Genomic DNA, 24,257 nt, shown 5'->3' on the forward strand with positions numbered 1-24,257 from the left:
TTCATGTGACCTTTTTTATTATGTCTAATCCAATGAATTTAGCCTTTTAAATAAATGATTGCTCTATAAATTAGTTAAATAAAATTCTTAGATTAGAACTAGAAAATAAGTTTTTAAACATTCAGATTATTTAATTTCATCTTCTAAATTAAGCTTAACCACACCCGCATTGTTGGTGAGTTTCTGCTGAATATTAATTCTTTCGATCATTTTTTCTAATACACCGACCAATTCAGAATATTCATAATTCTGAACCTCTTCAAGATTTAACACCAATTGGAAGCCTTTATAATCATAATCAAACCATTGCTGATTAAACTTTTTAGAGTCATAACGCTCCATGACTTGCCAACTTTTAATCTCACCTTGAATTCCCTTCAATTCAATCGGTGCTTGCGGTGTACATAAATAATTATTTTTGATTAATTTATACGTTTCATCTGAAATCAAAATTTCATCTATTTCTGCTGCACTCTGTAATCGTGCAGCCAAGTTCGCATCACGGCCGACAATTGTATAAGCCATACGATGTATAGCCCCGTAATTACCCACGTGACAATACCCCGTACTGACACCCATACGGACATGTAGCGCTGGATAACCCATTTTCACCCAACGTTCGCGCAAAAATTTCATCTGCTGGCGCATTGCCATGGCCATTTTTATACAATTATCTGCATCTTTCTCAACACCCTCCGAATTCGGATCGCCAAAAAAAATGAGAATCGCATCACCCATAAACTTATCGATCGTACCGCCATACTGCTTCGCTATTTCAGTCATATGACTAAGATAGTCGTTCAGTACAAAAGCCAAGTCATCTGGAATTAATTTTTCTGATAACTCAGTAAAGCCCTGAATATCTGAAAAGAAAATCGTTATTTTTTTTCTTTTATATTCTAATTTCGCTTCTGTTTCACCGCGCATAATCGATTGCCACAATTGTATAGGCGCATAACGACTTAATTGGTTAGACAACTCAATATAGCGATTCATTTCTTTAAAATAAGTCTGCCTTTGAACGTCTAAACGTTTGACTCGGTTACTTTGATAATAATTGGCAAAATTAACAAAAATAAAAGCAAATAGGCAGGAAACAACAGTCAGTTCAGGAGAAGTCGATTCAAAATAGTCATCAAAACCGAATATAAAAATCGTGTTTAAATAGAAAACAACAATCGCCAATAGAACTGAAACAGAACTAATCATCATTGAAATTTTATTATTAATTACAGCATAGACCAATCCAAATAAGAATATGATGCTTAACAATAAATTTAAATGTGTTGCAGCTAGAGCTGTTGAAACGACTAGAACATCAATCAGAAAAAATGAATAACGCCGCGCTTTACTACCAAATCTGTATTGCACAATGTGCGAAATACGAGGCAAAAACAATATTATAATAAGTATAAATGATGGGAAAAACAGCTGATAATTTGAATGTGGAGAAGTAAAGTAATAGATCGTTACCAATACAGAAATCATGATGTACCCAACAATCCGTTGAAGTGCTTCAAATTGCTGTGGCTCTTTATCCAATAATTTTTCGAATGGCAATTGCTATTACCTCAACTCACACTGTTTTTATAATGTTTCCTGTCTATTTCCAGTTTAATCCATGCGCCAGTCGAATGGCATATCGCCTTGACCACGCAATGCAAGCATCAACGTTTGACGCATATGCGCTAAAACATCACTACTATATGGAATTGCAGGTGCTGCACCCCAAACTGGTTTCGGCCAAGCCAAATCATTTTGGTAACGAACAACATGGTGAAAATGCAATTGAGGAACCATGTTACCCAAAGCTGCAACATTCATTTTATCCGCACGAAATACACGCGCCAATTGACTCGACAACCAACTAGACTCTCTCAAAAATTGCTCTTGATCAGCCTGACTAAGTTCATATAATTCAGTCACACCTGGTACACGAGGAACCAAAATTAACCAAGGAAATTGCATATCATTCATCAAACGACATGTAGAAAGCGGAAAGTCGCCGACAAAGAAACTATCTTGAGCAAGTTGTGGATGCAAACTAAACATATATTTATAAATGACACAAAATTAAATGGATGAGCAATACTAACACATCGGTTTTAGCCTGAATATTATTAGTATTATGTTTTGACACAAAATAAATGCAAAAAAAAGATTTGTATCTGACAAACACTTTAATCTTTCACATAAATAAATCAAGCCTTTATCTGTATATTTTAATCACACATTTAAAAGGCTTAATTTAGAACAAACTCATCCTAAGATGCGTTAGTTTTAGCCGTTTATCCCTTTTAAAAGCTCTAGTAATAATTGATCAGCAAATTGAATGCGTTTAGCATTTTCCTCAAGCATAACCATGACTTTTAAACGTTGTCCGCCATCCATCTTGTAATATGTCGGCTGCTTTTGCATCAACTGAATAATACTGATGGCTTGCACAGGCGTTTCTGGTGAGAATTCGACATTACCGCCATTCGCACCCAGATCAATTTTAGTAATCCCCAGCTTTTCTGCTTTAATACGAAGTTGATGCACACTAAATAGCTGTTTCACTTGTAATGGTGGAATGCCAAAACGATCTATCAACTCCATACGAATATTATCGAGTTTTTCTTGCGAATCGGTATTACTGATACGTTTATAAAATAATAAGCGCTGATGCACATCCCCTAGATAGTCATCGGGTATGAGCGCAGGCATATGTAAATTGATCTCAGAAGTCAGCGATAAAGGTGCATCAAAGTTTGGTGTTTTACCTTGCTGAATGGCTTTGGTCGCTTTTTCTAACATTTCCATATACAAGCTATAACCAATGGCATGCATCGAACCACTTTGCTGCTCGCCTAACAATTCACCTGCGCCACGAATTTCTAAGTCTTCGGTAGCCAATATAAAGCCTGCACCGAGATTAGAAGCCCGTTGAATTGCATCTAGACGCTTTTCAGCATCGCCTTTTAAGGCTTTCAATGAAGGCACCATTAAATAGGCATACGCTTGATGATGCGAACGTCCTACTCGGCCACGGAGTTGGTGTAATTGTGCCAGACCTAATTTATCAGCCCGTTCGATAATAATGGTATTGGCATTTGGAACATCAATACCCGTTTCAATAATCGTCGAGCACACCAAAACATTATGTTCTTTATGATAAAACTGCTGCATGACTTGCTCAAGTTCACGCTCTCTCATTTGTCCATGTGCTACAGCTACACGTGCCTCAGGTACTAAGTTACGGATATTCTCCGCTGCTCTTTCGATGCTATCCACTTCATTATGCAAAAGATAAACTTGGCCACCACGTAGCAATTCACGCAAAATTGCTTCTTTCATAGTGGCATCTGTTTGTTCATTTACAAACGTTTTGACAGCTAAACGACGAGCTGGTGGCGTAGCAATAATAGAAAGATCACGCATGCCTGAAAATGCCATATTCAACGTTCTTGGAATAGGTGTCGCGGTTAGCGTTAACATATCCACATCAGCACGCATGGCTTTGATCCGCTCTTTATCACGTACACCAAAGCGATGCTCTTCATCTACGATCATTAAGCCTAAATTTTTAAACTGTACATTTTCTTGCAGAATCTTATGCGTACCAATTACGATATCCACTTTACCATTGATTAAATCTTCAATGACTTTGAGATGTGCTTTGTTACTTCCAAAGCGTGAAAGCACTTCAATACGAATAGGCCAATCTGCAAATCGGTCTTTAAAAGACTCGAAATGTTGCTGTGCCAACAAAGTGGTTGGAACCAATACCGCCACTTGTCTATTGTTTTGAACCGCAAGAAATGCTGCGCGCATTGCCACTTCTGTTTTACCAAAACCCACATCACCACATACCAAGCGATCCATCGGCTTTGCGAGTTGCATATCATGCAAGGTCGCTTCTATCGCATTGGCTTGATCCAGTGTTTCTTCATACGCAAAACCACCAGCGAATTGCATATAAGAAACTTGATCCAATTCAAAACTGATGCCAGGTTTTGCTTTACGTCGAGCCTGAATATGAAGAAGTTCAGCTGCAACATCATGGATTTGCTCTAATGCTTTACGTTTTGCTTTATTCCATGCATCTGTACCTAATTTATGTAATGGCGCTAGATCAGGATCTCCACCGCTATATCGACTAATTAAATGCAAATTGGTAACAGGAACATATACTTTTGCTGCGTCGGCATAATCCAGTTGCAAGAATTCGTAATCTTGTTCATCTATACTGAGTGTAACTAGACCCGCATAACGCCCAACACCATGATCGATATGCACCACAGGTGCACCCATGCTGAGCTCTGTGAGACTTCTAACCAAAAACTCTTCAGAGACATCCTGTTGACGTTTACGGCGTCGTTGAACTACACGATGTTCATAAAGTTGATTTTCTGAAATAACCGTTAAGGCATTTTGAATGACTAAACCACGCTCCAAAGGTGCATTGGTAATTGCGACAGAAAATTGCTGCTGAATAAATTGCTCAAAACTTTCAACGACAGGAATATCACCCATACTTGAACGCAAAGAGTCTCTTAAAGATTCACGTCGTCCTGCGCTTTCAGCCACCAATAAAACAGGATGATTCGCTTGGTCTATATAATCCTTAACCACATGAAATGGTCTTTCATGCTTGGGATCTACAGCAAGTCGTGGTGGGTTTTCAGTAAGCAGGTTGATTACACCTGCTTTTTCATCAAATGAATCTGGTGATACAACAATCCGTGAGAACTGATTCAATTGCTCATAGATTTGATTTTGATTAAAGAATATTTCTTCTGGTGGCAATAGAGGCTGATCTTGGTTATGTCTACGATCTTCAAAGCGGCGGTAAACCTCTTTCCAAAAATTGGATAACTCATCGTCCAAATACTTATCTGTAATGACAATAGCATTACTTGGTAAGTATGATGTAATACTACTTTGCGTTTGCATCGCATCATGACTAAAGAATAATGGAAAATAGAAGTCTAAGCCTGGTGATGCAATACCCTCCATGACATCTTGATAAATCGGATTTTTTTTCGGATTTGCTGTCGGAAAACTTTCAGCATATCGATCTCTGAAAATTGTTCGCGCTTCTTTTAAAGGAAATTCTTTGGCTGGCAAAACAGTGAAATATTCTAATTTTGTCGTGGTGCGCTGCGTTTCGGGATCAAAAAACTTTAAAGTTTCAATTTCATCATCAAATAAATCAATACGAATTGGCGACTCTTGTCCAGAGGCATAAATATCCATAATACTGCCACGAACCGCAAACTCACCATGGTCATAAACCGTATCTACCAGATGATATCCCGCCTGAACCAAGCGCATTTTCTGCTGTTCTAAATCAAATTTTTGCCCGACTTTAATATCAAAATGTTCACCCAAAATCCATGAGGTGGGTGCCACGCGTTGTGCTAAAGTCGTACTCGCAATCAGCAGCACACCTGATTTAGGCATATTTGATAATATTGATAAACGCTCAGAAACGATATCTTGATGGGGAGACAATCGATCGTATGGAAGAATTTCCCAATCTGGGAAAATAGTCGGACTTATGCCATAAAAATCAAGTTCACTTTCCAACTGCCCCAAATGTTGATTATTTCGTGCAACCAAAACAAATAAACGATCTGTGGTTAAACTAATTTCTTTAAATAACAGTGCAGCAGATGAGCCAGCTAAGCTCCCTACCCAACGTTTTTCATTTTGTTTAAGTTGTTTTATATTGAGTTTTGAAATTTCACTTTGGAACATGAAGATCGCTTTTGGTCTAAATGACATGGTCCATATATTAGCATGATGCTTTTTGGCTTTGAGTATTTTATCAATTTCAAAATGCTATTTCAGCCGAACATCATTGATTCAGACTAGTTTAAAAATAGTTTCAAATTGGAAATAAATCAACGTTAAAGTGAAACAGTTATTTTTCTCTCAAAAACAATCGGTAGTATTGATTTAATTTCGCAATACTCGTCTTTAAAGCCAGTAAGTTTTCTTCAGTATTTCCAAGTCGAGTAACAAAGCGCTGATGCGCAATTTCTAAATCTATTTTCTCGTTGATGAGCATTGACTTGAAATATAATGCTTTGAGATCGTCAAAATTCTTTAATTTACCGTTTGAGAAATACTCTAGTCGTTCAGATAAGCTATTCAAAACCACATCATCAATCATCCAGCCCTTAGATTCATCAAAGTGAAGCTTATTTTCTTCTAAGAAAATTTGCTCTAATGAGGGTTTAGTTTTGAACATTTTCTTAATTTGACTGAACATAATCGTACTTCTACCGAGAAAATCTGACCAAATATAGCAAATAGCGTGATCAGCTGTGGAATAAATCTTTTTCTCATTTTACAGTCCTAGTCCGATTCAGCTCAACGTACAATAAAAATAATTTAGTTTTACATACTTCATTAAATCATCAGTATTATTCGTCGTTGCATATCGCTTACTGAGCTTATCAACTCATAAGTTTTCCTTGTTTTTTTAATCGATAATCCAATGCCGCTCGACTTATGCCTAAAATGCGTGCTGCTTCAGAGATATTCTGCTTAGCTCTTTTCATGGCTTGCGTAATTAATTGTTGCTCATGTTCATCTAAACGAAAACCCTCTGTCAAAAACTGATCAAAATCATCTGCATTATCTGAAACATCATTCTCTTGTTTTTTCTGCGGAAATAAAGCACTGAGTTTAATCTCTTGCTGCGCATCCGTCAGTAAGGTTGCGCGTTCCAAGAGGTTTTCTAGTTCACGAATATTTCCAGGCCAATCATAATTCACAATAAAATGTTTGGCTTTATCACTCAAACCTTTGATGTCTTTGCCATACATATAATTAAACTTGTGAATAAAGTGTTGTACCAACAGAGGAATATCCTCACGACGTTCGCGTAAAGCAGGAATTTTAACTGGAAAAATATTTAAACGATAAAATAAATCTGCTCTGAAGCGACCATCTTTGACTGCTTGCTCTAGATCTTCATTGGTCGCTGCTATGATACGTACATCTACTTTACGAGTTTGATAGTCTCCAACGCGCTCAAACTCTCCTTCTTGAAGCATTCTTAACAAAGCCGCTTGTGCACGTGTTGAAAGTTCAATCACTTCATCTAAAAATATTGTACCGCCATGCGCACGTTCAAACTTACCCATACGTGACTGTGTTGCACCCGTATATGCGCCTTTTTCAACACCAAATAATTCTGCTTCGATCAAATCGGGTGGAATAGAAGCACAATTCACTGCAACAAAATTTTGCTCACGACGCTGACTGGCTTGATGAATACCACGTGCAAAAGCTTCTTTTCCTACACCCGTTTCTCCTTGCAATAATACAGCCACCTTACTCCCTGCAGATTTTTTAAGCAGATCACAGACATTTCGGTAAGCTGCTGATTCACCCACAGCATTAAACATGGTGTAGTCCGCTTCTGTTTGGGTGTAGATATTCTTTTTGAGTTGGTTTAATTCAGCTTGTAAGGCAATAATTTCGTCCGATACCGCATCAGGTGACATAAAACGAAGTAACTCGTCTGCATTTTCCCACTCCTCCAACGGTTTACCAATAATCCGACAACAATCGTGCCCTTGTGCAACACATTGAACCTCTTGATAGATAATAGTTCTACCCATAACAAAACTGGTATAACCACAAGCATATCCCAGTAACATCCAACAGGCAGGCTCTTCAGATGCTCCAAATTCACTGAGATGAACTTCAGCTTCAAAAGAGTTAAGCCAATTAAAGTCTGCAAAAAATTTATGATCGTCGTGACTGAGTTCTAATGCATTCACATCAACTTGAACCATGCCGCGAATGCTATGCATCTGTGGGCCAGCCATGAAAGCTTCAACTTCATTCAAATTGGGACGTACTCTCGAAGTTACATCAGCATCTCGCATTCCAGCTTGATAACCGCAACGAATAAAGAAATCTTTGGTACGCTCATGACCGAGCATTTGATATAAGTCTTTACGCAGGAAACCCATAATGCCCGTATGCAACAATAACATTCTGTTTTCTTCAAACCAGATTTGACCATGTTTAGTATCAAATTTAATCTTATCCAATAAATCTTGAATATCATCTTGTTGTTCTAATATTTCTTTATATCGTTTGATATCTTTGGCGAGCAGCATCTGACCTGTCCTTGGCTGAGATATTATCGTTATCTTAACGAATTCTCACTCAATTGTAGTGTTGCTTTTAAATATAAATTTATACTTTCAAGGTATTTAAAATAAATAATTTTATAAAAAAAATTTAAAATAAGTTATTGATTTATTTTATTTTAACCTTTAATAAAACTCTCAAAGCAATTTAATCATCTATACGATAAAAAAAGCTTCTCAATACAAAGTTGACGATTTTTGCTGCAATTCATTTATATCAAACTGCTAAAACTCGTTTCAAAAGAACTGAAATCTTCATTTGATTTATGCGTAATCATTCAAAATTCTATCTTCAAAATAGGCTTTTTTCTTAAGAGCACGACTCTCACACAATATTCATCATTTAAAGTTTCATCATTTAGAGAATAAGACAATTTTAACTTCATCATATGATGAATTTTTTAATCACTCAAAATCTTAAAAAAATTAAAAATAAATATAAAGTTAATAAATTCAATTGTTTATATAAGTTGGCACGCATTTTGAAATAGATATAGCAAATAACACAGGTTCAAGCGCAAGGTTGCGCAGATGAATAATCTCGGTAAAGAACAAAAGGATGAGCATATGGAACCGCTGACCAAATATATTCGGATTACCGGTGACCGAAATGCAAAATTTGTAGAATTTGATTTTGCAATTCACGATCCAACTTTATTTGTAGAGTTGGTTCTTCCACAACAAGCCTTTCAACACTTTTGTGAAATCAATCAAGTGCTCGAAATGACTTCCGAACAACAAGCATGGAATGACGCCCAAGAAGATAAATGGCGTTATGGCATTGAACCAACGATGTTACACGCAGAGCGCTATACCCTGCCTGAAAATAACGAACACCATATTCCAGATCAAGAAGATCAGTCTTAAATTCCAAGGAGAGTGTGATGACTTTAGAAATTAAAACCTCAAATATTGAGCCGATTCGTAATACCTATGCTTATATTGAACGTCGTTTTGGCGCAAAGCCCGCAACGCGTTATCAAGAGGTTAGCTATGATATTCAAGGTGCAGCCAACTTCCATTATCGCCCACTTTGGAATCCTGATAAAACTTTAAACGACCCAACCTATACTGCCTTACAGATGAAAGATTGGTATGTATTTAAAGACCCACGTCAATTCTACTACGGCGCTTATGTACAACATCGTGCGCGTCTACAAGACATCGCTGAAAGTAATTATACCTTCTTTGAAAAACGTGATTTGGTTTTAAACATTTCTGATGAAGCAAAGCAAAAAATTATTCAGTGCTTACTGCCATTACGTTACGTTGAACAAACTGCGAATTTACACATGATGTCAGGTAGTGCATACGGTTATGGGACAGTCATTACCCAAGCTTGTATGTATGCGGCAATGGATCGCCTTGGCATGGCGCAATATATTTCTCGAATTGGTTTATTGCTGGATGGCAATACTGGTGATTCATTAACGGAAGCCAAAACTGAATGGATGGATAATCCTGCATGGCAACCATTACGTAAACTCTGCGAATTTAGCCAAACTGAAAAAGATTGGTTCAAGTTATTTATTTTACAAAATTTGCTCATCGACACTGCACTACAACAACTCGTTTACGGTGATCTAGATGCATGGCTCGTTACAAATGGAGCACGTGATGTCGCGATGCTGACTGAATTTATGCAGGAATGTTTAACAGACTTACGTAAATGGTCAGATAGTGTTTTCAAAAATGCAGTACAAGAATCCGCAGAGAATAAAGCCTTAATTGAAGATTGGATCAAAGATTATCTCCCGCAAGTCGATGAAGCTTTTAGCGCTTGGACAGCTTTAGCATTGCCTGAAATGAATACAGAGTCTGCTATGAATTTACTGCTAGAACGTGGAAAAAAAGCAGGTTTAGATCTTCAACATTTATTTACTGCATAAGGATTTGCATCATGAGTAAAGTATATTTGGCACTGCAAGATAACGATACCTCACGCTATATCATTGAAGCGATTGAAGAAGATAATCCTGAAGCCTCTGTGAAATACATGCCTGCGATGATCCGTGTCGAAAATGAAGGCACTCTAGTCGTTCGTGCCGAAACTGTATCTGAAAAACTCGGACAAGATTGGGACATTCAATCCCTACAGCTCAACATGATTACTTTGGGCGGTAATGTCGAAGAAGACGACGAAACCTTCACCTTAAAATGGAATTAATGCGACCAACATCGCCCGATAAAAATACAGCATGACGCTATAGATAAAGAACAGGATGATTAGCCATGAATAGCCAAGTAAAAACCCCAAATAAGAAAATGAATGCTAAAGAACGCTATCGCATATTAACGCGTGATTTGGACTGGGAATTTTCTTATGCCGATCGCAAGGAAGCTTTCCCTTATGAAGAGTTTGAAGGCATTAAAATCACCGACTGGTCAAAATGGGAAGATCCATTCCGTTTAACGATGGATTCTTATTGGAAATACCAAGCGGAAAAAGAAAAGAAACTGTATGCCATTTTTGATGCATTTTCTCAAAACAATGGTCAGATGAACGTAACCAATGAACGCTATTTAAATGCCATCAAACTGTTCTTAACCGCAGTTACTCCATTGGAATATCAAGCTTATCAAGGTTATGCACACGTTGGACGTCAATTTGGCGGGATTGGTGCACGTATTGCGTCACAAATGCAATCCATTGATGAATTACGTCATGTACAAACCCAAGTTCATGCCATGAGCCATTACAACAAGTTCTTTGATGGCTTCCATGATTGGGCACATATGCATGACCGTGTTTGGTATTTATCTGTACCGAAATCTTTCTTTGAAGATGCACGTTCTGGTGGGCCGTTTGAGTTCATATTGGCAATCAGCTTCGCCTTTGAATATGTACTTACTAATTTATTGTTCGTCCCATTTATGTCTGGGGCGGCTTATAACGGTGATATGGCAACCGTAACTTTTGGCTTCTCTGCGCAATCTGACGAAGCCCGCCACATGACTTTAGGCTTAGAGATTGTAAAATTCTTACTTGAGCAACATGAAGACAACGTCCCAATCGTTCAAGAATGGATTGATAAATGGTTCTGGCGTGGAACACGTCTACTTTCGATTGTTGCCATGATGATGGATTATATGTTGCCAAACAAAGTGATGTCTTGGAAAGAGGCATGGGAAACATATTTTGAAGAAGCTGGCGGTGCATTGTTTAAAGATTTAAGCCGCTACGGTATTCGTATGCCTAAATATTCTGAAGTGATTGAAAAAGAAAAAGAGCATGTATCACATCAAGCTTGGTGGATTTTTTATAACTACGGTCATGTAGCAGGTTTCCACACTTGGATTCCAACCGATGAAGAAATGGATTGGCTCTCTGAAAAATATCCAGATACTTTTGATAAATACTACCGCCCAAAATGGGAAATGGCACGCAAAATGGAAGCTGAAGGCAAGCGCTTCTATAGCGATGGCTTACCGCAACTGTGCCAAGTCTGCCAAGTTCCGATGGCCTTTACTGAAATGGATAGTGATCCAACCCTATTCAGCTATCGCGACAGTATTTATAACGGCGAACGTTACCATACCTGCTCAGATGGCTGTCATGACATTTTCGAACGTGAGCCTGAAAAATATAGCCAAGCATGGTTACCTGTACATCAAATTTTACAGGGAGCCTGTGGTGGTCCAGAGCTTGAAGACATCTTACGTGATTATTACCACTTTAATGTCGGTGCTGACAATATGGATATTGAAGGCTCACCTGATCAAGAGCGCTGGAAAAAATGGAAAGGAATGGCTTAAATACTCAGCCAAAGTGATTCGGTTACTGCACATTCAAGATGAAATAAATGTGCGGTAACTGCATAAGGAAATATGGAGAAGATTATGTCAGTAAAAGCAATCCGAGCAGATTATAAATTTACCCCACGCGACCAACAGCAAAACTACGGCGACAATATGTTGCTTTATATCGGTTGGGATCATCACACCCTGTTCTGCGCAGCTTATGCCATGTTGGTTTCGCCAGAGCAAAGCCTTCAAGATTTAATCGACCAACAAATCAAAGCTGGATTTCATCAACACCCAGATTTTGAACATATTAATTGGTCAGAGGTGAAATTCACATTGAACCGTAAAATCTTAAATAATGATTTTTCAAAATCCTTAAAAGAATTGGGTTTTGATCATAAGTCTTTATTACGTTTTGTCACACCAGGCTTGAATGGCTACAACGGTACACACGTATAACACTAAAAATAAATAACTGCGCTAGACGCCTGTCATCAAAACCCAGATGTCTAGTGCAAATATAGAGATGCAAGGAGAGCAAGGATGAGCTATCAAGTTACCATTGAACCGATTGGCATGACCATTGAAGTTGAAGAAGATCAAACCATTCTAGATGCAGCATTACGCCAAGGTGTTTGGCTGCCCTTTGCTTGCGGGCACGGTACTTGTGGCACGTGTAAAGTACAAGTTACTGACGGCTTTTTTGATATAGGTGAGGCCTCTTCTTTTGCTTTAATGGACATTGAGCGTGAAGAAAATAAAGTTTTAGCCTGTTGCTGCAAACCTGAATCTGACATGGTGATTGAAGCTGATGTTGATGAAGACGAAGATTTCATGGGTTACTTGGTCCAAGACTATCAAGCCAAAGTTATCGAGATCACCGATCTTTCACCAACTATTAAAGGTGTACGCCTAGAGATTGATCGGGATATGGACTTTCAAGCGGGTCAATATATCAACCTACAATTGCCAGGAATAGAAGGTACACGTGCATTTTCAATTGCCAACCCTCCAAGTCAAGCCAATATTGTGGAACTACATATTCGCCAAGTACAAGGCGGTGCAGCGACGACCTATGTACACGAACAACTTCAAGTCAATGACAAAGTTGAAATTTCAGGTCCCTATGGTCAATTCTTTGTCCGTAAATCTGATCATAAAGATGTCATCTTTATTGCAGGTGGCTCTGGTTTATCCAGCCCACAATCAATGATTATGGATTTACTTGAGCAAGGCGATAGACGCACAATTTACCTCTTCCAAGGCGCGCGAGATCTCTCAGAGTTATATAATCAAGATATTTTTGAAAAACTGGTCAAAGATTACCCCAACTTCCGCTATATCCCTGCTTTGAATGCTCCCAAAAAAGAAGATCAATGGACTGGATTTACGGGCTATGTGCATGATGCTGTGGCCGATTATTTTGAACATAAATGTGGTGGACATAAAGCTTATTTATGCGGTCCACCACCCATGATTGACGCAGCAATTTCAACCCTGATGCAAAGTCGTTTATTTGAGCGTGATATTCATAATGAACGTTTCTTAAGTGCCGCAGATGGCGCAGATAGCCAGACTCGCTCTGCACTGTTTAAACACATTTAAAAATTGGATTCGTGCTGAATTTATTTAATCAGCATTCCCATCTTTGATGTCTTAGACATCGATCCGTTTTCGAATGATTTGAACTGGCATGGAACAAATCATTCGAATTTTAAATTTTTATTTTTTATTTTTTATTTTTTAAACAGCCAATCGACAAGGAAGATTAAAAATGAATCGCCAACAAATAGAAAAACTTGTAAAAAAAGTCAATTTAGATACAGCTAAAGGTAGTGTAAATCCACGTATACAAGAAATCGTCGTGCGTCTGGTCACTGAACTTTTCCAAGTCATTGAAGATCTCGATATTTCACAAACTGAAGTTTGGAAAGGTATTGAATATTTAACCGATGCAGGTCAAGCCAATGAATTAGGATTGCTGGCTGGCGGTTTAGGTTTAGAACATTATCTAGACTTACGTGCAGACGAAGCAGATGCTCAAGCAGGTATTACAGGTGGTACATCGCGTACAATTGAAGGACCACTGTATGTTGCAGGTGCTCCTGAATCTGTTGGCTTTGCGCGTATGGATGATGGCTCAGAATCAAACACAGTCGACACCTTATTCATTGAAGGTACGGTGACCGATACTGAAGGTAATCTGTTAAAGAATGCCAAAGTTGAGATTTGGCATGCCAATGGTTTAGGTAATTATTCATTTTTTGATAAATCACAATCTGATTTTAATTTACGCCGTACTATTTTTACAGATGAAAATGGTCAATATGTCGCGCAAACCACTATGCCAGTCGGTTATGGCTGTCCGCCTGACGGCACAACACAAGCTTTGTTAAACCAATTAGGCCGCCACGGTCAACGTCCATCGCATGTTCATTATTTTATCTCAGCGCCCAATTATCGTAAATTAACGACACAATTTAACATTGAAGGCGATGAATATCTTTGGGATGACTTTGCCTTTGCAACGCGTGAGGATCTCATTACAACAGCAATCGAAATCACTGATCCTGCTGAAATTTCACGTCGTGGTCTAGACAAACCATTTAAAAAGATCACTTTTAATGTCGAATTGGTCAAAGATAACCCTCAAGCACCATCAACAGAAGTCGATCGACGCCATCTAAGCTTATAAGGTCAAAAAAGTTAATCAAAATTGAATCGCTTAATCACTATTCCTCTGCTCATGGTTTAGATATTTCCACCAAGCTCATCTATCGCTTAAATGATAAAAAAGTCAATGCAGACTACAAATGAGGAGAATAATAGGAGAATATTTCGCTGGAGATTATAGATCGATTTCATTATTAAGATAAAAATTGGTCTTGTGAAGCGAAATCTCTAGATAAACTAAAAGAGAGAATCGTCCCAAAGGTGATAAAGAAATGCTCAAATTCGTATGGATATTTTAATTCTGAGTATATCAATCTCATCAAGAAAATATCAAAGCCACCATAATGTTGGCTTTGATTGAGTTATTTTTTGAATCTGAAATCATGGCTTTGATCGCATAAGTATTAACAACGAACACCTTATTGAGTAAAGACTATCAATTAATATCATTGTCTCAACAAGTATGGTCTGTTTTATCTCATATTAATCATCTCAAATTAACCGTCGCAAATTAACCATATTGATGATTGAGATAATCCACAATTTTTTTAGATTCAAATAATTTTGTTCCTGTATTTGGATCAATCAAATACGGCACTTGTATGTCCAGTTTTTTACGATTCATAACTTGCACCACTTGTTCACGCTTACCACCAGATAAAGGGATATATTTCCCAGGTTTTAAACGCAATAATGCAGGCCCCTGATCTTGCCAACGCTCTTTCGGTACGTTATGAAACTTAAATGGTATTTCTAACTCTGTAAGCACACCGCGAACCACACGCGTGTATGGGCTAGCTTCAAAGCCCCACAATTCCAACAGTTGCTCTGGAGCAGCGCGATCAATAATTTTTTTATTGACGTATACCCCACTGATTCCATTAATCAATGTGCCGAACAATGCAACCGCAGGAAGCTTAGGATAATGTGCGTATTTTCTTGGGGTAGATCCAGTTTTACCATAATGCTTAAAAAGATAATGAATAATCTGCTGTGACTCATATAAATGCTCACCTGTATTCTCATCCACTAAAAATGGAAACTGTAACTTACCACCGAGTGCTTGAACTTCTTTACGATATTTCGTACCGCCTTTCGGGCACGGATAAACCTCGTAATCTAAATTTAATGTCGTGAGGACTTCTCGAACACGACGACAAAAAGGCGAACCCTCAAACTCATATAATTTCAATGCTTTTTCTGGCTGTATCGGAAAGGGTGTTCCTGTTACGCCACGACCACCCTCGGTCACAGCAGATAATACCGCTTGTATCACGTTGATTTGATGATTCGCCATTTTCACTTCTTCCTTTATATTTTATGTGTTCTCGTACGATAAAGTTTAAGCCTTAAAATTCTGCTAATTTTTCTTTGGTCACAATGATTCCGTTATTGTCTGCGTAAATAAAATCACCTGAATGGATTGTTACGCCGCCAAACTTCAAAACCAAGTCAACCTCGCCCGCACCTTTACGATTACTCTTTAATGGAATTGAAGCTAAAGCATGCACACCCAGTGCTAAATCAGCTATTGCATCCACATCGCGCACACAGCCATAAATAATCACACCATTCCAATGATTTTTTACGGCAGACTCAACAATCATGTCGCCCATTAAGGCACAACGCATAGACCCACCACCATCAACCACCAAAACTTTTCCTGTACCGTCTGTTGCCAACAATTCCTTTACTCGTGAATTATCTTCAAAACACTTTACAGTCACCACTTCACCAGCAAAACTTTTAATTGCACCATAACTTTTAAAAAAATGGCCTTCAAGAGATGGTGTCATCACTTGAATGTTACGATCAGGATGATCATCCAATATGTCACACGTTACAAATTGAGCTGTCGTCATGGTGTAATTCCCTTTTATTTACTTTTTTGAATGTGCAAATTATCATAAATTTTAAATTTTTCAGTCTGCGTTTGCGCAACCTCGACCATAGTATGAGCCACCTGCTCTGCTGTCACTGGCTTATATTTAAATGTATCGGGCACCAAATGCGATAAACGCTTAAAGAGTTTCTGAGAGACATCTTCAAGCGTTCTTGATTCATTGCGTTCACCCAATAATAAAGACGGACGTAATATAGAAATCAAAGCTAAACTGGATTTTTTTAAATATTGTTCGAGTTCGCCTTTTACCTGATTATAGAAAAACATGGAACCTGCATCTGCACCATGCGCACTCACCAAAACAAAATGTGTATCCGTTTCACTGAATAAATCTGCAAAGTGTGCATTAATTTCAAAATCGATGGTATAGAAATTGGCTTTAGATCCTGCTTTTTTAATCGTACTGCCCAAACAACTAAATGCATGACTGAAACCATTTACATCTTGATCATTGATCAATAAAAAATCATCCATGACCAACTGTTCAACTTTTTCGAATTTTTCGAATTTTTTTAATTGTTCGTCTTCACGACGAACAATGGCGACAATTCGCTCACAAGTTGGGTTCTGGTTCAGTTGTTTTAATAGCTCACGCCCCACCAGACCTGTTGCACCAATCACAACTGCACTTTTTATCAATTGACTCATTTTTAATCATTCCATCTTTAATTCGTATAATTTAACGCTTTAACAGCATTTTATCTGCATCAAAAATGTTGTCAAAGCATGTCAAGACTTGACTTTGCTTACTCAATTAATCACAATATGGCACTTGTTTACGGGCTGGTGTAAATTCTTCTGGTGAAGATTATTAGATGCAATTTCAGCCCGCCCAGACCAATCTATTTCAAGGAGTGCACGAGTGGCAAACTCTGCTCAAGCTAAAAAACGTGCTCGTCAAAACGTTAAAGCACGTAAACACAACGCTAGCTTACGTTCAATGGTTCGTACATATCTTAAACGCACTGTTGCGGCTATTGCAGCTGGCGACTATGCGGCAGCAACTGAAGCGTACAAAACTGCAGTACCAATAATCGATCGTATGGCTGATAAAGGCATCATCCATAAGAATAAAGCAGCTCGTCACAAGAGCCGTTTAAATGCACAAGTTAAAGCTTTAGCTGCTAACTAAGTTGTATTGTAAAAAAAGTCCTATATAGGGCTTTTTTTATATCTTTAATTTGAGTTCTCCCACTAATTTAAGCTCTCCCACTCAAAAACCAGCTTCACTGTGAATCAATCAGTATTAATTCAATCACACATCATAAATTCTAGAGATAAGCAAACAACATAAATAGAAGCGCTTTAAATGTATTGAACATTTAATTCATTTTAAAATCTCGAATCAGCAATTCATGACATTGTCCTCGCCAAATCCATTTTAATTTTGAATCCATAAATTCATCGCCTTCAAACCAAACAAATAAACCTTCCATCATTTTAGGCCAATCCGCTTGATTTATTTGTGTTTGTCCAGAGATCACAGCAATAATCGCTGCCAAAATCGTGTCATGACTCACAGCCAGACTTAAGCCATTTTTTTGTTTGGGATGGGTATTGTAAATTAATTCAAGAACATCAATCACGCCACGAATGGGATGCTTCATTCCTGGTAATGCATTATTCACGAAGCTATTGATAAAACCCAAAGCACCTTGTTTCTGAAAAAAAGGTCCGGCTTGATGAATATCTAAAACAAAGCTACCCGGCTCAACCAGTAAGCCTTGTTCAATAATTTCGATATGATGCGTATTTTCATAATTTGATATTTGATCTGCACCCTGAATCATCAGTGCAGCGGTATCCACACAACGCTGGATAGGACTTGAGATACAGTGTCGAATGATTCGATCTGTATTTTCAATCAAGTATGAACCCCATTCCTGCGCTAAATCACGACCCGTCTCTGTTAACTGTAAATCATAGCCAGCAAGACCTTGTCCCTCAACAATTTCTCGAATTGAATGACGTGTGAACAAGGTAACGGGAACTGAAGCTTCAGGCAGCATATCCACTGCCTGCAACATACTTTTCGGTAAAAACTTTAAACTCATATCATTTTATTAATTTTGATTTACATATCCACTATAACATGCAGGACAAAACTAACCATCTGATTAAGAGATATTTGATAGCGCATCTAAAGCCAATTGTTGGATATCTTTATCTCTAAATGCAATAAAACCTTCGTTTAACAGGGTGTCTCGATGATTATAACTAAAACGTACTGCATCCAAGCTTAGCAAGCCTCCACCAATACTTTCTAATAGTCCTTGTCCAGCACTCGTATCCCATTCGGAGGTTGGATGAAAGCGAGGATAAATATCAATTTCACCTTCTAACATCATGCAAAATTTATATGCACTTCCCGCTTCTCGCTTAACCACAGGATTATCTTGCTCGATATAGTCGATATAGCGCTGATATTTAGGATTTTTACTACTATGACTCAATCCAATTTGAATCGCATCTTCTTCTGACTTCTTATACTTACAGTAACGCTCCCACAAATCTTCATCAAATGAATATTTGTAGGGTAGATCCGTTAAATAGCCCACGTATAACACTTGCTCAGTAGGTACAACGATGACTGAAAAAATAGTTTGATGATTATGAATCAAACTCAAATTAATCGTGAATTCATCTCGCTGATGAATAAATTCTTTGGTTCCATCTAGTGGATCCAGCATCCAACAGTCAGACCATGCGTGTCGATCGACGTTATCACTTTCCTCTGAAAGAACAGGTATATTCGGTGTGAGGCGCTTTAATTCAGTCATGAGGTACTCATTCACTTTTAAGTCAGCCTGGGTGACGGGTGAATGATCTTCCTTTTCAATAATTTTAAACTCGCGCCCTGCGCAATAATTTTGGTATTCTTCTAAGAGAATTTTACTCGCAGCAACCAAGACTGGCACTAAATTCAATATTTTTTGATCTTGTGGTGCCTGAGTTGTGATAAACATGGATAAAAACCTATTTTATGTCTTATTTAGAGAATAAACCCATCATCATGTTCGACATGGACGGAACCCTACTTGATCTGGCTTATGATGATTTGATTTGGAATCAAAAACTTCCAGAACGTCATGCAATGACACACGCATGCACACTGGAACAAAGTCATGCCGCATTAAATTGTTTCTACGAAGAACATAAACACACCCTTGCTTGGTATTCTTCAAGCTTCTGGAGCTCAAAAGTCGGTGTAGACACTCTAGCGCTACAGTATGACTATAAAAAGAATATTCAGCCACGTCTAGGTTGTTTCGAGTTATTAGAAGCGCTAAAACATCAAGGCTATCGCTGCTGGATTGTCACCAATGCAGATTGCGCTGGTCTCAAGTTAAAGCTTGAAAATGTCAATCTTAGCCCTTATTTTGAAGTTATGGTGAGTAGTGAAGAAATTGGATACGCCAAAGAGTTTATCGAATTTTGGCAAATTTTACACAACAAACACCCCTTCGATCCTAAAAATGTAATGCTTATCGATGATACGGCAAAAGTACTCAAAGGCGCTGCATCGTTTGGTATTGAAAATTTAATCACGATTACACAACCCTCAAGCAATAAAGCAGCGAGAAATGCCTTAGAGCTCGAATATCCAGCGATCAACAATCTGACTGAACTGCTCGATATTTTGAACCAACAGTCTCAATTAACACAGCACTCCCAAAAGGAAATGAATGTCAAAACAGCTTGAACCACAACCCACTGAATCCATGCGCGTAGACAAATGGCTTTGGGCAGCACGTTTTTTTAAAACACGTTCGATCGCGAAGTCAGCCATCGAAGGTGGTAAAGTTCACTTAAACAATGATCGGGTTAAAGTCTCGCGTGAAATACGGGTTGGCATGGAACTTACCATACAACAAGGTTTTGAAAAAAAAACCGTGATGGTCAAAGCTTTATCGAGTGTTCGTGGAGGTGCACCTTCTGCACAACTGCTCTATGAAGAAACAGAAGTGAGTATCGCACGACGTGAGTTGCTTTCTGCTCAAAGAAAATTGCATAATCTTGCTCGACCTGAACATCGCCCGAGCAAAAAAGATCGACGCGACATCAGCAAATTTAGACAAGAAAATGGGCAGCAATTTGATCAGCAATGGTCATACGATGATGAGTAAGCCTATGCGACAATATATGTCGTGCTTATGCTTTAAAAGATAGAATACAACATTTTTTTCTGTCACTATAATGACGTGGACTAGAGATTTAATTCAAGACATCCACTTAAGTTATAAGTGACATTACATCGTTTTTGAGGTTACGAGATGGATGAGAACAAAAGCAAAGCGCTCACAGCTGCTTTAGGCCAAATTGAAAAACAATTTGGTAAAAACACAATTATGCGCTTAGGCGATAATAATGTTCAAGCAGTTGAAGCTGTATCTACAGGTTCATTAACCCTAGATATCGCTTTAGGTATCGGCGGTTTACCCAAAGGGCGTATTGTTGAAATTTACGGTCCAGAATCATCAGGTAAAACCACCATGACATTGCAAGCTATTGCGCAATGTCAAAAAGCTGGTGGTACTTGTGCATTTATCGATGCTGAACATGCATTAGACCCACAATATGCTCGTAAACTCGGTGTTGATATCGATAATCTTTTGGTCTCTCAACCCGACCATGGTGAACAAGCACTTGAAATTGCAGACATGCTGGTACGTTCTGGCGCTGTAGACATGATCGTTGTCGATTCAGTTGCTGCCTTAACCCCTAAAGCCGAAATTGAAGGCGAAATGGGTGATTCTCATATGGGCTTACAAGCACGTCTGATGAGTCAAGCGCTCCGTAAAATTACGGGTAATGCAAAACGCTCAAATTGTATGGTCATTTTCATTAACCAAATTCGTATGAAGATTGGTGTGATGTTTGGTAGCCCTGAAACGACAACAGGTGGTAACGCACTTAAATTCTATGCCTCTATTCGTCTTGATATTCGTCGTATTGGTCAAGTCAAAGAAGGTGATGAAATTGTCGGCTCAGAAACACGCGTTAAAGTCGTGAAAAACAAAATGGCACCGCCTTTCCGCGAAGCACTTTTCCAAATTCTTTATGGTAAAGGTGTTAACCACCTAGGTGAATTGGTCGATTTAGCTGTTGCTCAGGAATTGGTTCAAAAAGCAGGTGCTTGGTATTCTTATCAAAGCAACAAAATTGGTCAAGGTAAAAATAATGTGATTCGTCACCTTGAAGAAAATCCTGCACTTGCAATCGAACTTGATCGCATGATTCGCGAACGACTTCTTGTAACAGCAACGCCGCCAGCCGCTGAAGAAAAACAAGATGAACCCGATCTTTTAGATGTTTAATCTGTTAATCAAAGTTAAACTATAAACGCCCCTCGGGGCGTTTTTTCTCATAAAGTGATACTGCAGCATGAATGATCCACAATTCCCCAAAGTCATTGACTATGAAGCGCTTAAACGTGAATATGGTGAGGATGAGACAGCGCCACAAGAAAACAATAAATCTAAATATCAGCGCTATAGTAAAAGAAAACCACCCAGTAAATATCCATCTTTAAATGATGAAGAAAATCCGGAACCTAAACAGCCTGGTATGACAGGCACACGCCTTCGTTCTTATGCTTTTGCAGTCTTGACCCGCAAAGAATACTCTAAACAAGATTTGATTGAAAAATTATGCTTATACGCTGAAGATCGTGAAGAAGTCCTCACCCTCGTCGATGAGTTCGCCAGAGAAAACTATCAAAGCGATCAACGGGTCGCTGAAATGACCGTAAGAAGCCAAATTCGACAAGGTAAAGGCCCTAATCGCATTAAACTTGCTTTAAATGCAAAAAGTATTGATAAAGCTTTAGCCAAAAATGATATGGAAGAAATTGACTGGTATGAACAAGCGTACTTATTAAAAGTCAAAAAATATGGAACTGAAGTCGCTATAGATGCAAAAATAAAAGCAAAACAGATTCGTTTTTTACAATATCGAGGCTTTGAAATGGATGCAATTATGAAAGCTATTCGCAGAAAAGAACATGAGATTGAATAAATAACTTTGAATAGATATAGATAAATAAATGATTTTTCTATTGAAATATAAAAATAGGTTTTTGGATTTAAATAGATAATTTTTGGCTTTCAATAGATAACTTTGGACTTTATATTTTGGAATTTATATACAGATAACTTATAGTTTTAGATTATGGTGGCAACCCTACTAGCAAAACTTCGGCACATCATATTTCTGATACCGTTGCTACCTTCCGGTCCTGGCGGAGTTCTCAGAGTACAATTGCGAAGCCACCAGCAGGGCTACCATTGCAAGGTCAGAGTATAGAGATTTTTACTGATCTTGCAAGTCTCAATTGAGAATAATCACAACCAACTGATCCTTTTGCTTATTTAGCAATCAAATCTGTAAAATAGCGTTAATTTTTATACATTAACCTGTCATTTTTTAATCTTCATTTGTATATCAAGATTGTAAAAACATATTGCAATTATAGTCTATGACGTTTCTAATGATATTAATTTTTAGATTTCAAATGCGCTGTCTATTTAATTCACATTGTCATTAATGTTGAACTAAACAGAAGACACCTGCCTTTTAGTTGGATTAAACATAATGCTTAATAAGTATACTTTACTCACATTAGCAATTCTCGGCTCAACAAGCGTATTTGCAAACATTCCAATTGAGTCACGTGGACTGAGTCAAAGTTCAGGTGGATCCAATCAGGCTGTGACGGTTTCAAATAACGTAGCTTCTTCTGGTAGTTCCAGTAATCTCAATTGGGATCTGATACAAAAGAATCAACAGTTAGAAAATCAACTGCGCGAATTACGTGGAAAAATTGAAGAACAAGATCATCAAATCGATCAACTCAATAAAGAATTGACAAACCGTTATGCAGATTTGGATCAACGCTTAGAGCTTTTACAACAAAAAATTGAACCGACTGAAGATCAGCCTGAAAGTGAAAATCCTGCACCAAGTACAACACCCCCAGTAAGCTCAGCACCAAATAGTACGCAACAAACAACAACAGCTCAGAGCTCGCCATCTAATAGTAACAACGCAGCAGCTCAAACTGAGTTAGATAAAGCTGCATATACCATCGCACTGGATGCATATAAACAAGGCGGTGCAAAAAAAGCTATCGCACCTATGCAAAATTTTGTCAAAAACAATCCCAACAGCGTTTATACAGGTAATGCATATTTTTGGTTAGCTGAGTTTAATCTTGCAATAGAACCGCCAAACTATGTGGAAGCTAAAAAGTATTATGAAATTGTTGCATCGACATTTCCGAATTCAGCGAAAGCTCCCCGATCTCTCTATCAACTTTATAGCATTGCTAAAGATGTAAATAAAAACCTTCAAACTGCTGACGTTTATAAGAAAAAATTAATTTCAACTTATCCAAGTTCTGAAGAAGCAGCTTACTTCAATAAAAGTTAATGGATAGCCAAATTACTAACTCAAAAGACGCTTACTGAATTTCATTGAGCGTCTATTTGCTTTAGTTCTTTTTTAAATAAATATTTCATCGATCATTTCATTTAAACCTAGACCCTCATTTGCGACTTAAAAATTCGCTTAAACATCTCAGTTTCGACAATCTAAAATTCTAAATATTTATAAATATTTATGAACTCATCCATCGTACTTTTGATTAAGACAGTGATTAACTAATTTTTTATAATCAAATGCTTAAATTTTTATGGGCTAATCACTTATTGCAGAAAATACAATAGTTTAAAGTGAAGGATTATCTAATTAAATTTAATAGATTTATGAAGAGTGAG

Annotated in this window: 23 protein-coding genes and 1 other RNA gene; 13 read left to right on the forward strand and 11 right to left on the reverse strand. The window is 37.9% G+C overall.

The annotated features are described in order from the left end of the window. Window positions 1-126: 126 nt before the first annotated feature. The 5 genes from V5M36_RS08790 to mobR all read right to left on the reverse strand — a co-directional run bounded on the left by V5M36_RS08790 (window position 127) and on the right by mobR (window position 8,126). Entirely contained in the window at window positions 127-1,560 is a 1,434-nt protein-coding gene (locus V5M36_RS08790) for an adenylate/guanylate cyclase domain-containing protein (RefSeq protein ID WP_338558025.1), read from the reverse strand. Between the two features lie 54 nt (window positions 1,561-1,614). Continuing rightward, complete coding sequence (locus tag V5M36_RS08795) at window positions 1,615-2,052, reverse strand: HIT domain-containing protein (RefSeq protein WP_338558027.1); 438 nt, start codon at window positions 2,050-2,052, stop codon at window positions 1,615-1,617. A 228-nt stretch (window positions 2,053-2,280) separates the two neighbouring features. Beyond that, on the reverse strand, window positions 2,281-5,742 hold the full coding sequence (gene mfd, locus V5M36_RS08800) for a transcription-repair coupling factor (protein WP_338558030.1): 3,462 nt from the start codon (window positions 5,740-5,742) through the stop codon (window positions 2,281-2,283). A 166-nt stretch (window positions 5,743-5,908) separates the two neighbouring features. Continuing rightward, window positions 5,909-6,259, reverse strand: coding sequence for a hypothetical protein (locus V5M36_RS08805; protein WP_338558031.1), 351 nt, complete (start codon window positions 6,257-6,259; stop codon window positions 5,909-5,911). Between the two features lie 187 nt (window positions 6,260-6,446). Beyond that, a complete protein-coding gene (mobR, locus tag V5M36_RS08810; RefSeq protein WP_338558032.1) occupies window positions 6,447-8,126 on the reverse strand; it encodes a phenol degradation transcriptional regulator MobR in 1,680 nt (559 codons plus the stop codon). A 564-nt stretch (window positions 8,127-8,690) separates the two neighbouring features. Here mobR and V5M36_RS08815 point away from each other — a divergent pair. From V5M36_RS08815 to catA, 7 genes are all read left to right on the forward strand, one after another. Continuing rightward, the gene (locus V5M36_RS08815) at window positions 8,691-9,026 is read left to right on the forward strand and encodes a phenol hydroxylase subunit (RefSeq protein WP_338558034.1); all 336 of its coding nucleotides are present in this window, start codon (window positions 8,691-8,693) and stop codon (window positions 9,024-9,026) included. A gap of 17 nt (window positions 9,027-9,043) precedes the next feature. Further along, window positions 9,044-10,048 (forward strand): aromatic/alkene monooxygenase hydroxylase subunit beta, encoded by a 1,005-nt coding sequence (locus V5M36_RS08820; protein WP_338558036.1) that lies wholly within the window; start codon window positions 9,044-9,046, stop codon window positions 10,046-10,048. 11 nt (window positions 10,049-10,059) lie between these two features. Then, window positions 10,060-10,326, forward strand: coding sequence for an MmoB/DmpM family protein (locus V5M36_RS08825; RefSeq protein ID WP_338558038.1), 267 nt, complete (start codon window positions 10,060-10,062; stop codon window positions 10,324-10,326). Window positions 10,327-10,391: 65 nt separating this feature from the next. Beyond that, a complete protein-coding gene (locus V5M36_RS08830) occupies window positions 10,392-11,915 on the forward strand; it encodes an aromatic/alkene/methane monooxygenase hydroxylase/oxygenase subunit alpha (protein ID WP_338558041.1) in 1,524 nt (507 codons plus the stop codon). Between the two features lie 84 nt (window positions 11,916-11,999). Beyond that, entirely contained in the window at window positions 12,000-12,362 is a 363-nt protein-coding gene (locus V5M36_RS08835; RefSeq protein WP_338558043.1) for a phenol hydroxylase subunit P4, read from the forward strand. Between the two features lie 84 nt (window positions 12,363-12,446). Next, window positions 12,447-13,508, forward strand: a complete 1,062-nt coding sequence (locus V5M36_RS08840) for an NADH:ubiquinone reductase (Na(+)-transporting) subunit F (RefSeq protein ID WP_338558045.1) — start codon at window positions 12,447-12,449, stop codon at window positions 13,506-13,508. A 169-nt stretch (window positions 13,509-13,677) separates the two neighbouring features. After that, window positions 13,678-14,598, forward strand: a complete 921-nt coding sequence (catA, locus tag V5M36_RS08845; protein ID WP_338558048.1) for a catechol 1,2-dioxygenase — start codon at window positions 13,678-13,680, stop codon at window positions 14,596-14,598. A 489-nt stretch (window positions 14,599-15,087) separates the two neighbouring features. Here catA and V5M36_RS08850 read toward each other — a convergent pair whose 3' ends face one another. From V5M36_RS08850 to V5M36_RS08860, 3 genes are read right to left on the reverse strand one after another with little or no spacing between them, the layout of a single operon-like run. After that, entirely contained in the window at window positions 15,088-15,873 is a 786-nt protein-coding gene (locus V5M36_RS08850; protein WP_338558050.1) for a glutathione S-transferase N-terminal domain-containing protein, read from the reverse strand. Window positions 15,874-15,925: 52 nt separating this feature from the next. After that, window positions 15,926-16,438: a ribonuclease E activity regulator RraA gene (gene rraA / locus V5M36_RS08855; protein ID WP_338558052.1), complete on the reverse strand. Its 513-nt coding sequence runs from the start codon at window positions 16,436-16,438 to the stop codon at window positions 15,926-15,928. 14 nt (window positions 16,439-16,452) lie between these two features. After that, window positions 16,453-17,127: an NAD(P)H-binding protein gene (locus tag V5M36_RS08860; protein WP_338558053.1), complete on the reverse strand. Its 675-nt coding sequence runs from the start codon at window positions 17,125-17,127 to the stop codon at window positions 16,453-16,455. Window positions 17,128-17,341: 214 nt separating this feature from the next. On the opposite strand from V5M36_RS08860, the gene rpsT reads away from it, so the two are divergent. Next, window positions 17,342-17,611: a 30S ribosomal protein S20 gene (gene rpsT, locus V5M36_RS08865; protein ID WP_338558056.1), complete on the forward strand. Its 270-nt coding sequence runs from the start codon at window positions 17,342-17,344 to the stop codon at window positions 17,609-17,611. Window positions 17,612-17,801: 190 nt separating this feature from the next. Here the strand turns inward: rpsT and V5M36_RS08870 are convergent, their stop codons facing one another. Both V5M36_RS08870 and V5M36_RS08875 read right to left on the reverse strand, forming a co-directional pair. Then, window positions 17,802-18,533: a histidine phosphatase family protein gene (locus tag V5M36_RS08870; RefSeq protein ID WP_338558058.1), complete on the reverse strand. Its 732-nt coding sequence runs from the start codon at window positions 18,531-18,533 to the stop codon at window positions 17,802-17,804. A 63-nt stretch (window positions 18,534-18,596) separates the two neighbouring features. Then, window positions 18,597-19,445 (reverse strand): 3'(2'),5'-bisphosphate nucleotidase CysQ family protein, encoded by an 849-nt coding sequence (locus tag V5M36_RS08875; protein ID WP_338558060.1) that lies wholly within the window; start codon window positions 19,443-19,445, stop codon window positions 18,597-18,599. A 17-nt stretch (window positions 19,446-19,462) separates the two neighbouring features. Between V5M36_RS08875 and V5M36_RS08880 the strand changes: the two genes are divergently transcribed. The 4 genes from V5M36_RS08880 to V5M36_RS08895 all read left to right on the forward strand — a co-directional run bounded on the left by V5M36_RS08880 (window position 19,463) and on the right by V5M36_RS08895 (window position 22,497). Continuing rightward, the gene (locus V5M36_RS08880) at window positions 19,463-20,182 is read left to right on the forward strand and encodes an HAD hydrolase-like protein (protein ID WP_338558062.1); all 720 of its coding nucleotides are present in this window, start codon (window positions 19,463-19,465) and stop codon (window positions 20,180-20,182) included. Further along, a complete protein-coding gene (locus V5M36_RS08885) occupies window positions 20,166-20,606 on the forward strand; it encodes an RNA-binding S4 domain-containing protein (protein WP_338558064.1) in 441 nt (146 codons plus the stop codon). Before V5M36_RS08880 ends, V5M36_RS08885 begins: the two co-directional genes overlap by 17 nt. 147 nt (window positions 20,607-20,753) lie before the next feature. Next, window positions 20,754-21,797 (forward strand): recombinase RecA, encoded by a 1,044-nt coding sequence (gene recA, locus V5M36_RS08890; RefSeq protein ID WP_338558066.1) that lies wholly within the window; start codon window positions 20,754-20,756, stop codon window positions 21,795-21,797. A 67-nt stretch (window positions 21,798-21,864) separates the two neighbouring features. Next, window positions 21,865-22,497 carry a regulatory protein RecX gene (locus V5M36_RS08895; protein WP_338558067.1) on the forward strand — a complete coding sequence of 211 codons (633 nt, stop codon included), beginning with the start codon at window positions 21,865-21,867 and terminating at the stop codon, window positions 22,495-22,497. A gap of 163 nt (window positions 22,498-22,660) precedes the next feature. Here the strand turns inward: V5M36_RS08895 and ffs are convergent. Further along, window positions 22,661-22,757, reverse strand: an RNA gene (ffs, locus tag V5M36_RS08900) — signal recognition particle sRNA small type. 313 nt (window positions 22,758-23,070) lie between these two features. Between ffs and V5M36_RS08905 the strand changes: the two genes are divergently transcribed. Further along, window positions 23,071-23,910: a YbgF trimerization domain-containing protein gene (locus V5M36_RS08905; protein ID WP_338564124.1), complete on the forward strand. Its 840-nt coding sequence runs from the start codon at window positions 23,071-23,073 to the stop codon at window positions 23,908-23,910. Window positions 23,911-24,257 lie beyond the last annotated feature (347 nt).

Source organism: Acinetobacter sp. KS-LM10 (assembly GCF_036896575.1).
GTDB lineage: Bacteria > Pseudomonadota > Gammaproteobacteria > Pseudomonadales > Moraxellaceae > Acinetobacter > Acinetobacter avistercoris.

Coding starts and splice junctions, on each gene's coding strand:
- V5M36_RS08850 (WP_338558050.1), bottom strand. CDS start 15,873: ATGGCGAATCATCAAATCAACGTGATACAAGCGGTATTATCTGCTGTG.
- V5M36_RS08895 (WP_338558067.1), top strand. CDS start 21,865: ATGAATGATCCACAATTCCCCAAAGTCATTGACTATGAAGCGCTTAAA.
- recA (WP_338558066.1), top strand. CDS start 20,754: ATGGATGAGAACAAAAGCAAAGCGCTCACAGCTGCTTTAGGCCAAATT.
- V5M36_RS08835 (WP_338558043.1), top strand. CDS start 12,000: ATGTCAGTAAAAGCAATCCGAGCAGATTATAAATTTACCCCACGCGAC.
- V5M36_RS08815 (WP_338558034.1), top strand. CDS start 8,691: ATGAATAATCTCGGTAAAGAACAAAAGGATGAGCATATGGAACCGCTG.
- mobR (WP_338558032.1), bottom strand. CDS start 8,126: ATGCTGCTCGCCAAAGATATCAAACGATATAAAGAAATATTAGAACAA.
- V5M36_RS08795 (WP_338558027.1), bottom strand. CDS start 2,052: ATGTTTAGTTTGCATCCACAACTTGCTCAAGATAGTTTCTTTGTCGGC.
- V5M36_RS08825 (WP_338558038.1), top strand. CDS start 10,060: ATGAGTAAAGTATATTTGGCACTGCAAGATAACGATACCTCACGCTAT.
- V5M36_RS08875 (WP_338558060.1), bottom strand. CDS start 19,445: ATGTTTATCACAACTCAGGCACCACAAGATCAAAAAATATTGAATTTA.
- V5M36_RS08840 (WP_338558045.1), top strand. CDS start 12,447: ATGAGCTATCAAGTTACCATTGAACCGATTGGCATGACCATTGAAGTT.
- V5M36_RS08885 (WP_338558064.1), top strand. CDS start 20,166: ATGTCAAAACAGCTTGAACCACAACCCACTGAATCCATGCGCGTAGAC.
- mfd (WP_338558030.1), bottom strand. CDS start 5,742: ATGTTCCAAAGTGAAATTTCAAAACTCAATATAAAACAACTTAAACAA.
- V5M36_RS08880 (WP_338558062.1), top strand. CDS start 19,463: ATGTCTTATTTAGAGAATAAACCCATCATCATGTTCGACATGGACGGA.
- rraA (WP_338558052.1), bottom strand. CDS start 16,438: ATGACGACAGCTCAATTTGTAACGTGTGACATATTGGATGATCATCCT.
- V5M36_RS08830 (WP_338558041.1), top strand. CDS start 10,392: ATGAATAGCCAAGTAAAAACCCCAAATAAGAAAATGAATGCTAAAGAA.
- V5M36_RS08870 (WP_338558058.1), bottom strand. CDS start 18,533: ATGAGTTTAAAGTTTTTACCGAAAAGTATGTTGCAGGCAGTGGATATG.
- catA (WP_338558048.1), top strand. CDS start 13,678: ATGAATCGCCAACAAATAGAAAAACTTGTAAAAAAAGTCAATTTAGAT.
- V5M36_RS08860 (WP_338558053.1), bottom strand. CDS start 17,127: ATGAGTCAATTGATAAAAAGTGCAGTTGTGATTGGTGCAACAGGTCTG.
- V5M36_RS08820 (WP_338558036.1), top strand. CDS start 9,044: ATGACTTTAGAAATTAAAACCTCAAATATTGAGCCGATTCGTAATACC.
- V5M36_RS08805 (WP_338558031.1), bottom strand. CDS start 6,259: ATGTTCAGTCAAATTAAGAAAATGTTCAAAACTAAACCCTCATTAGAG.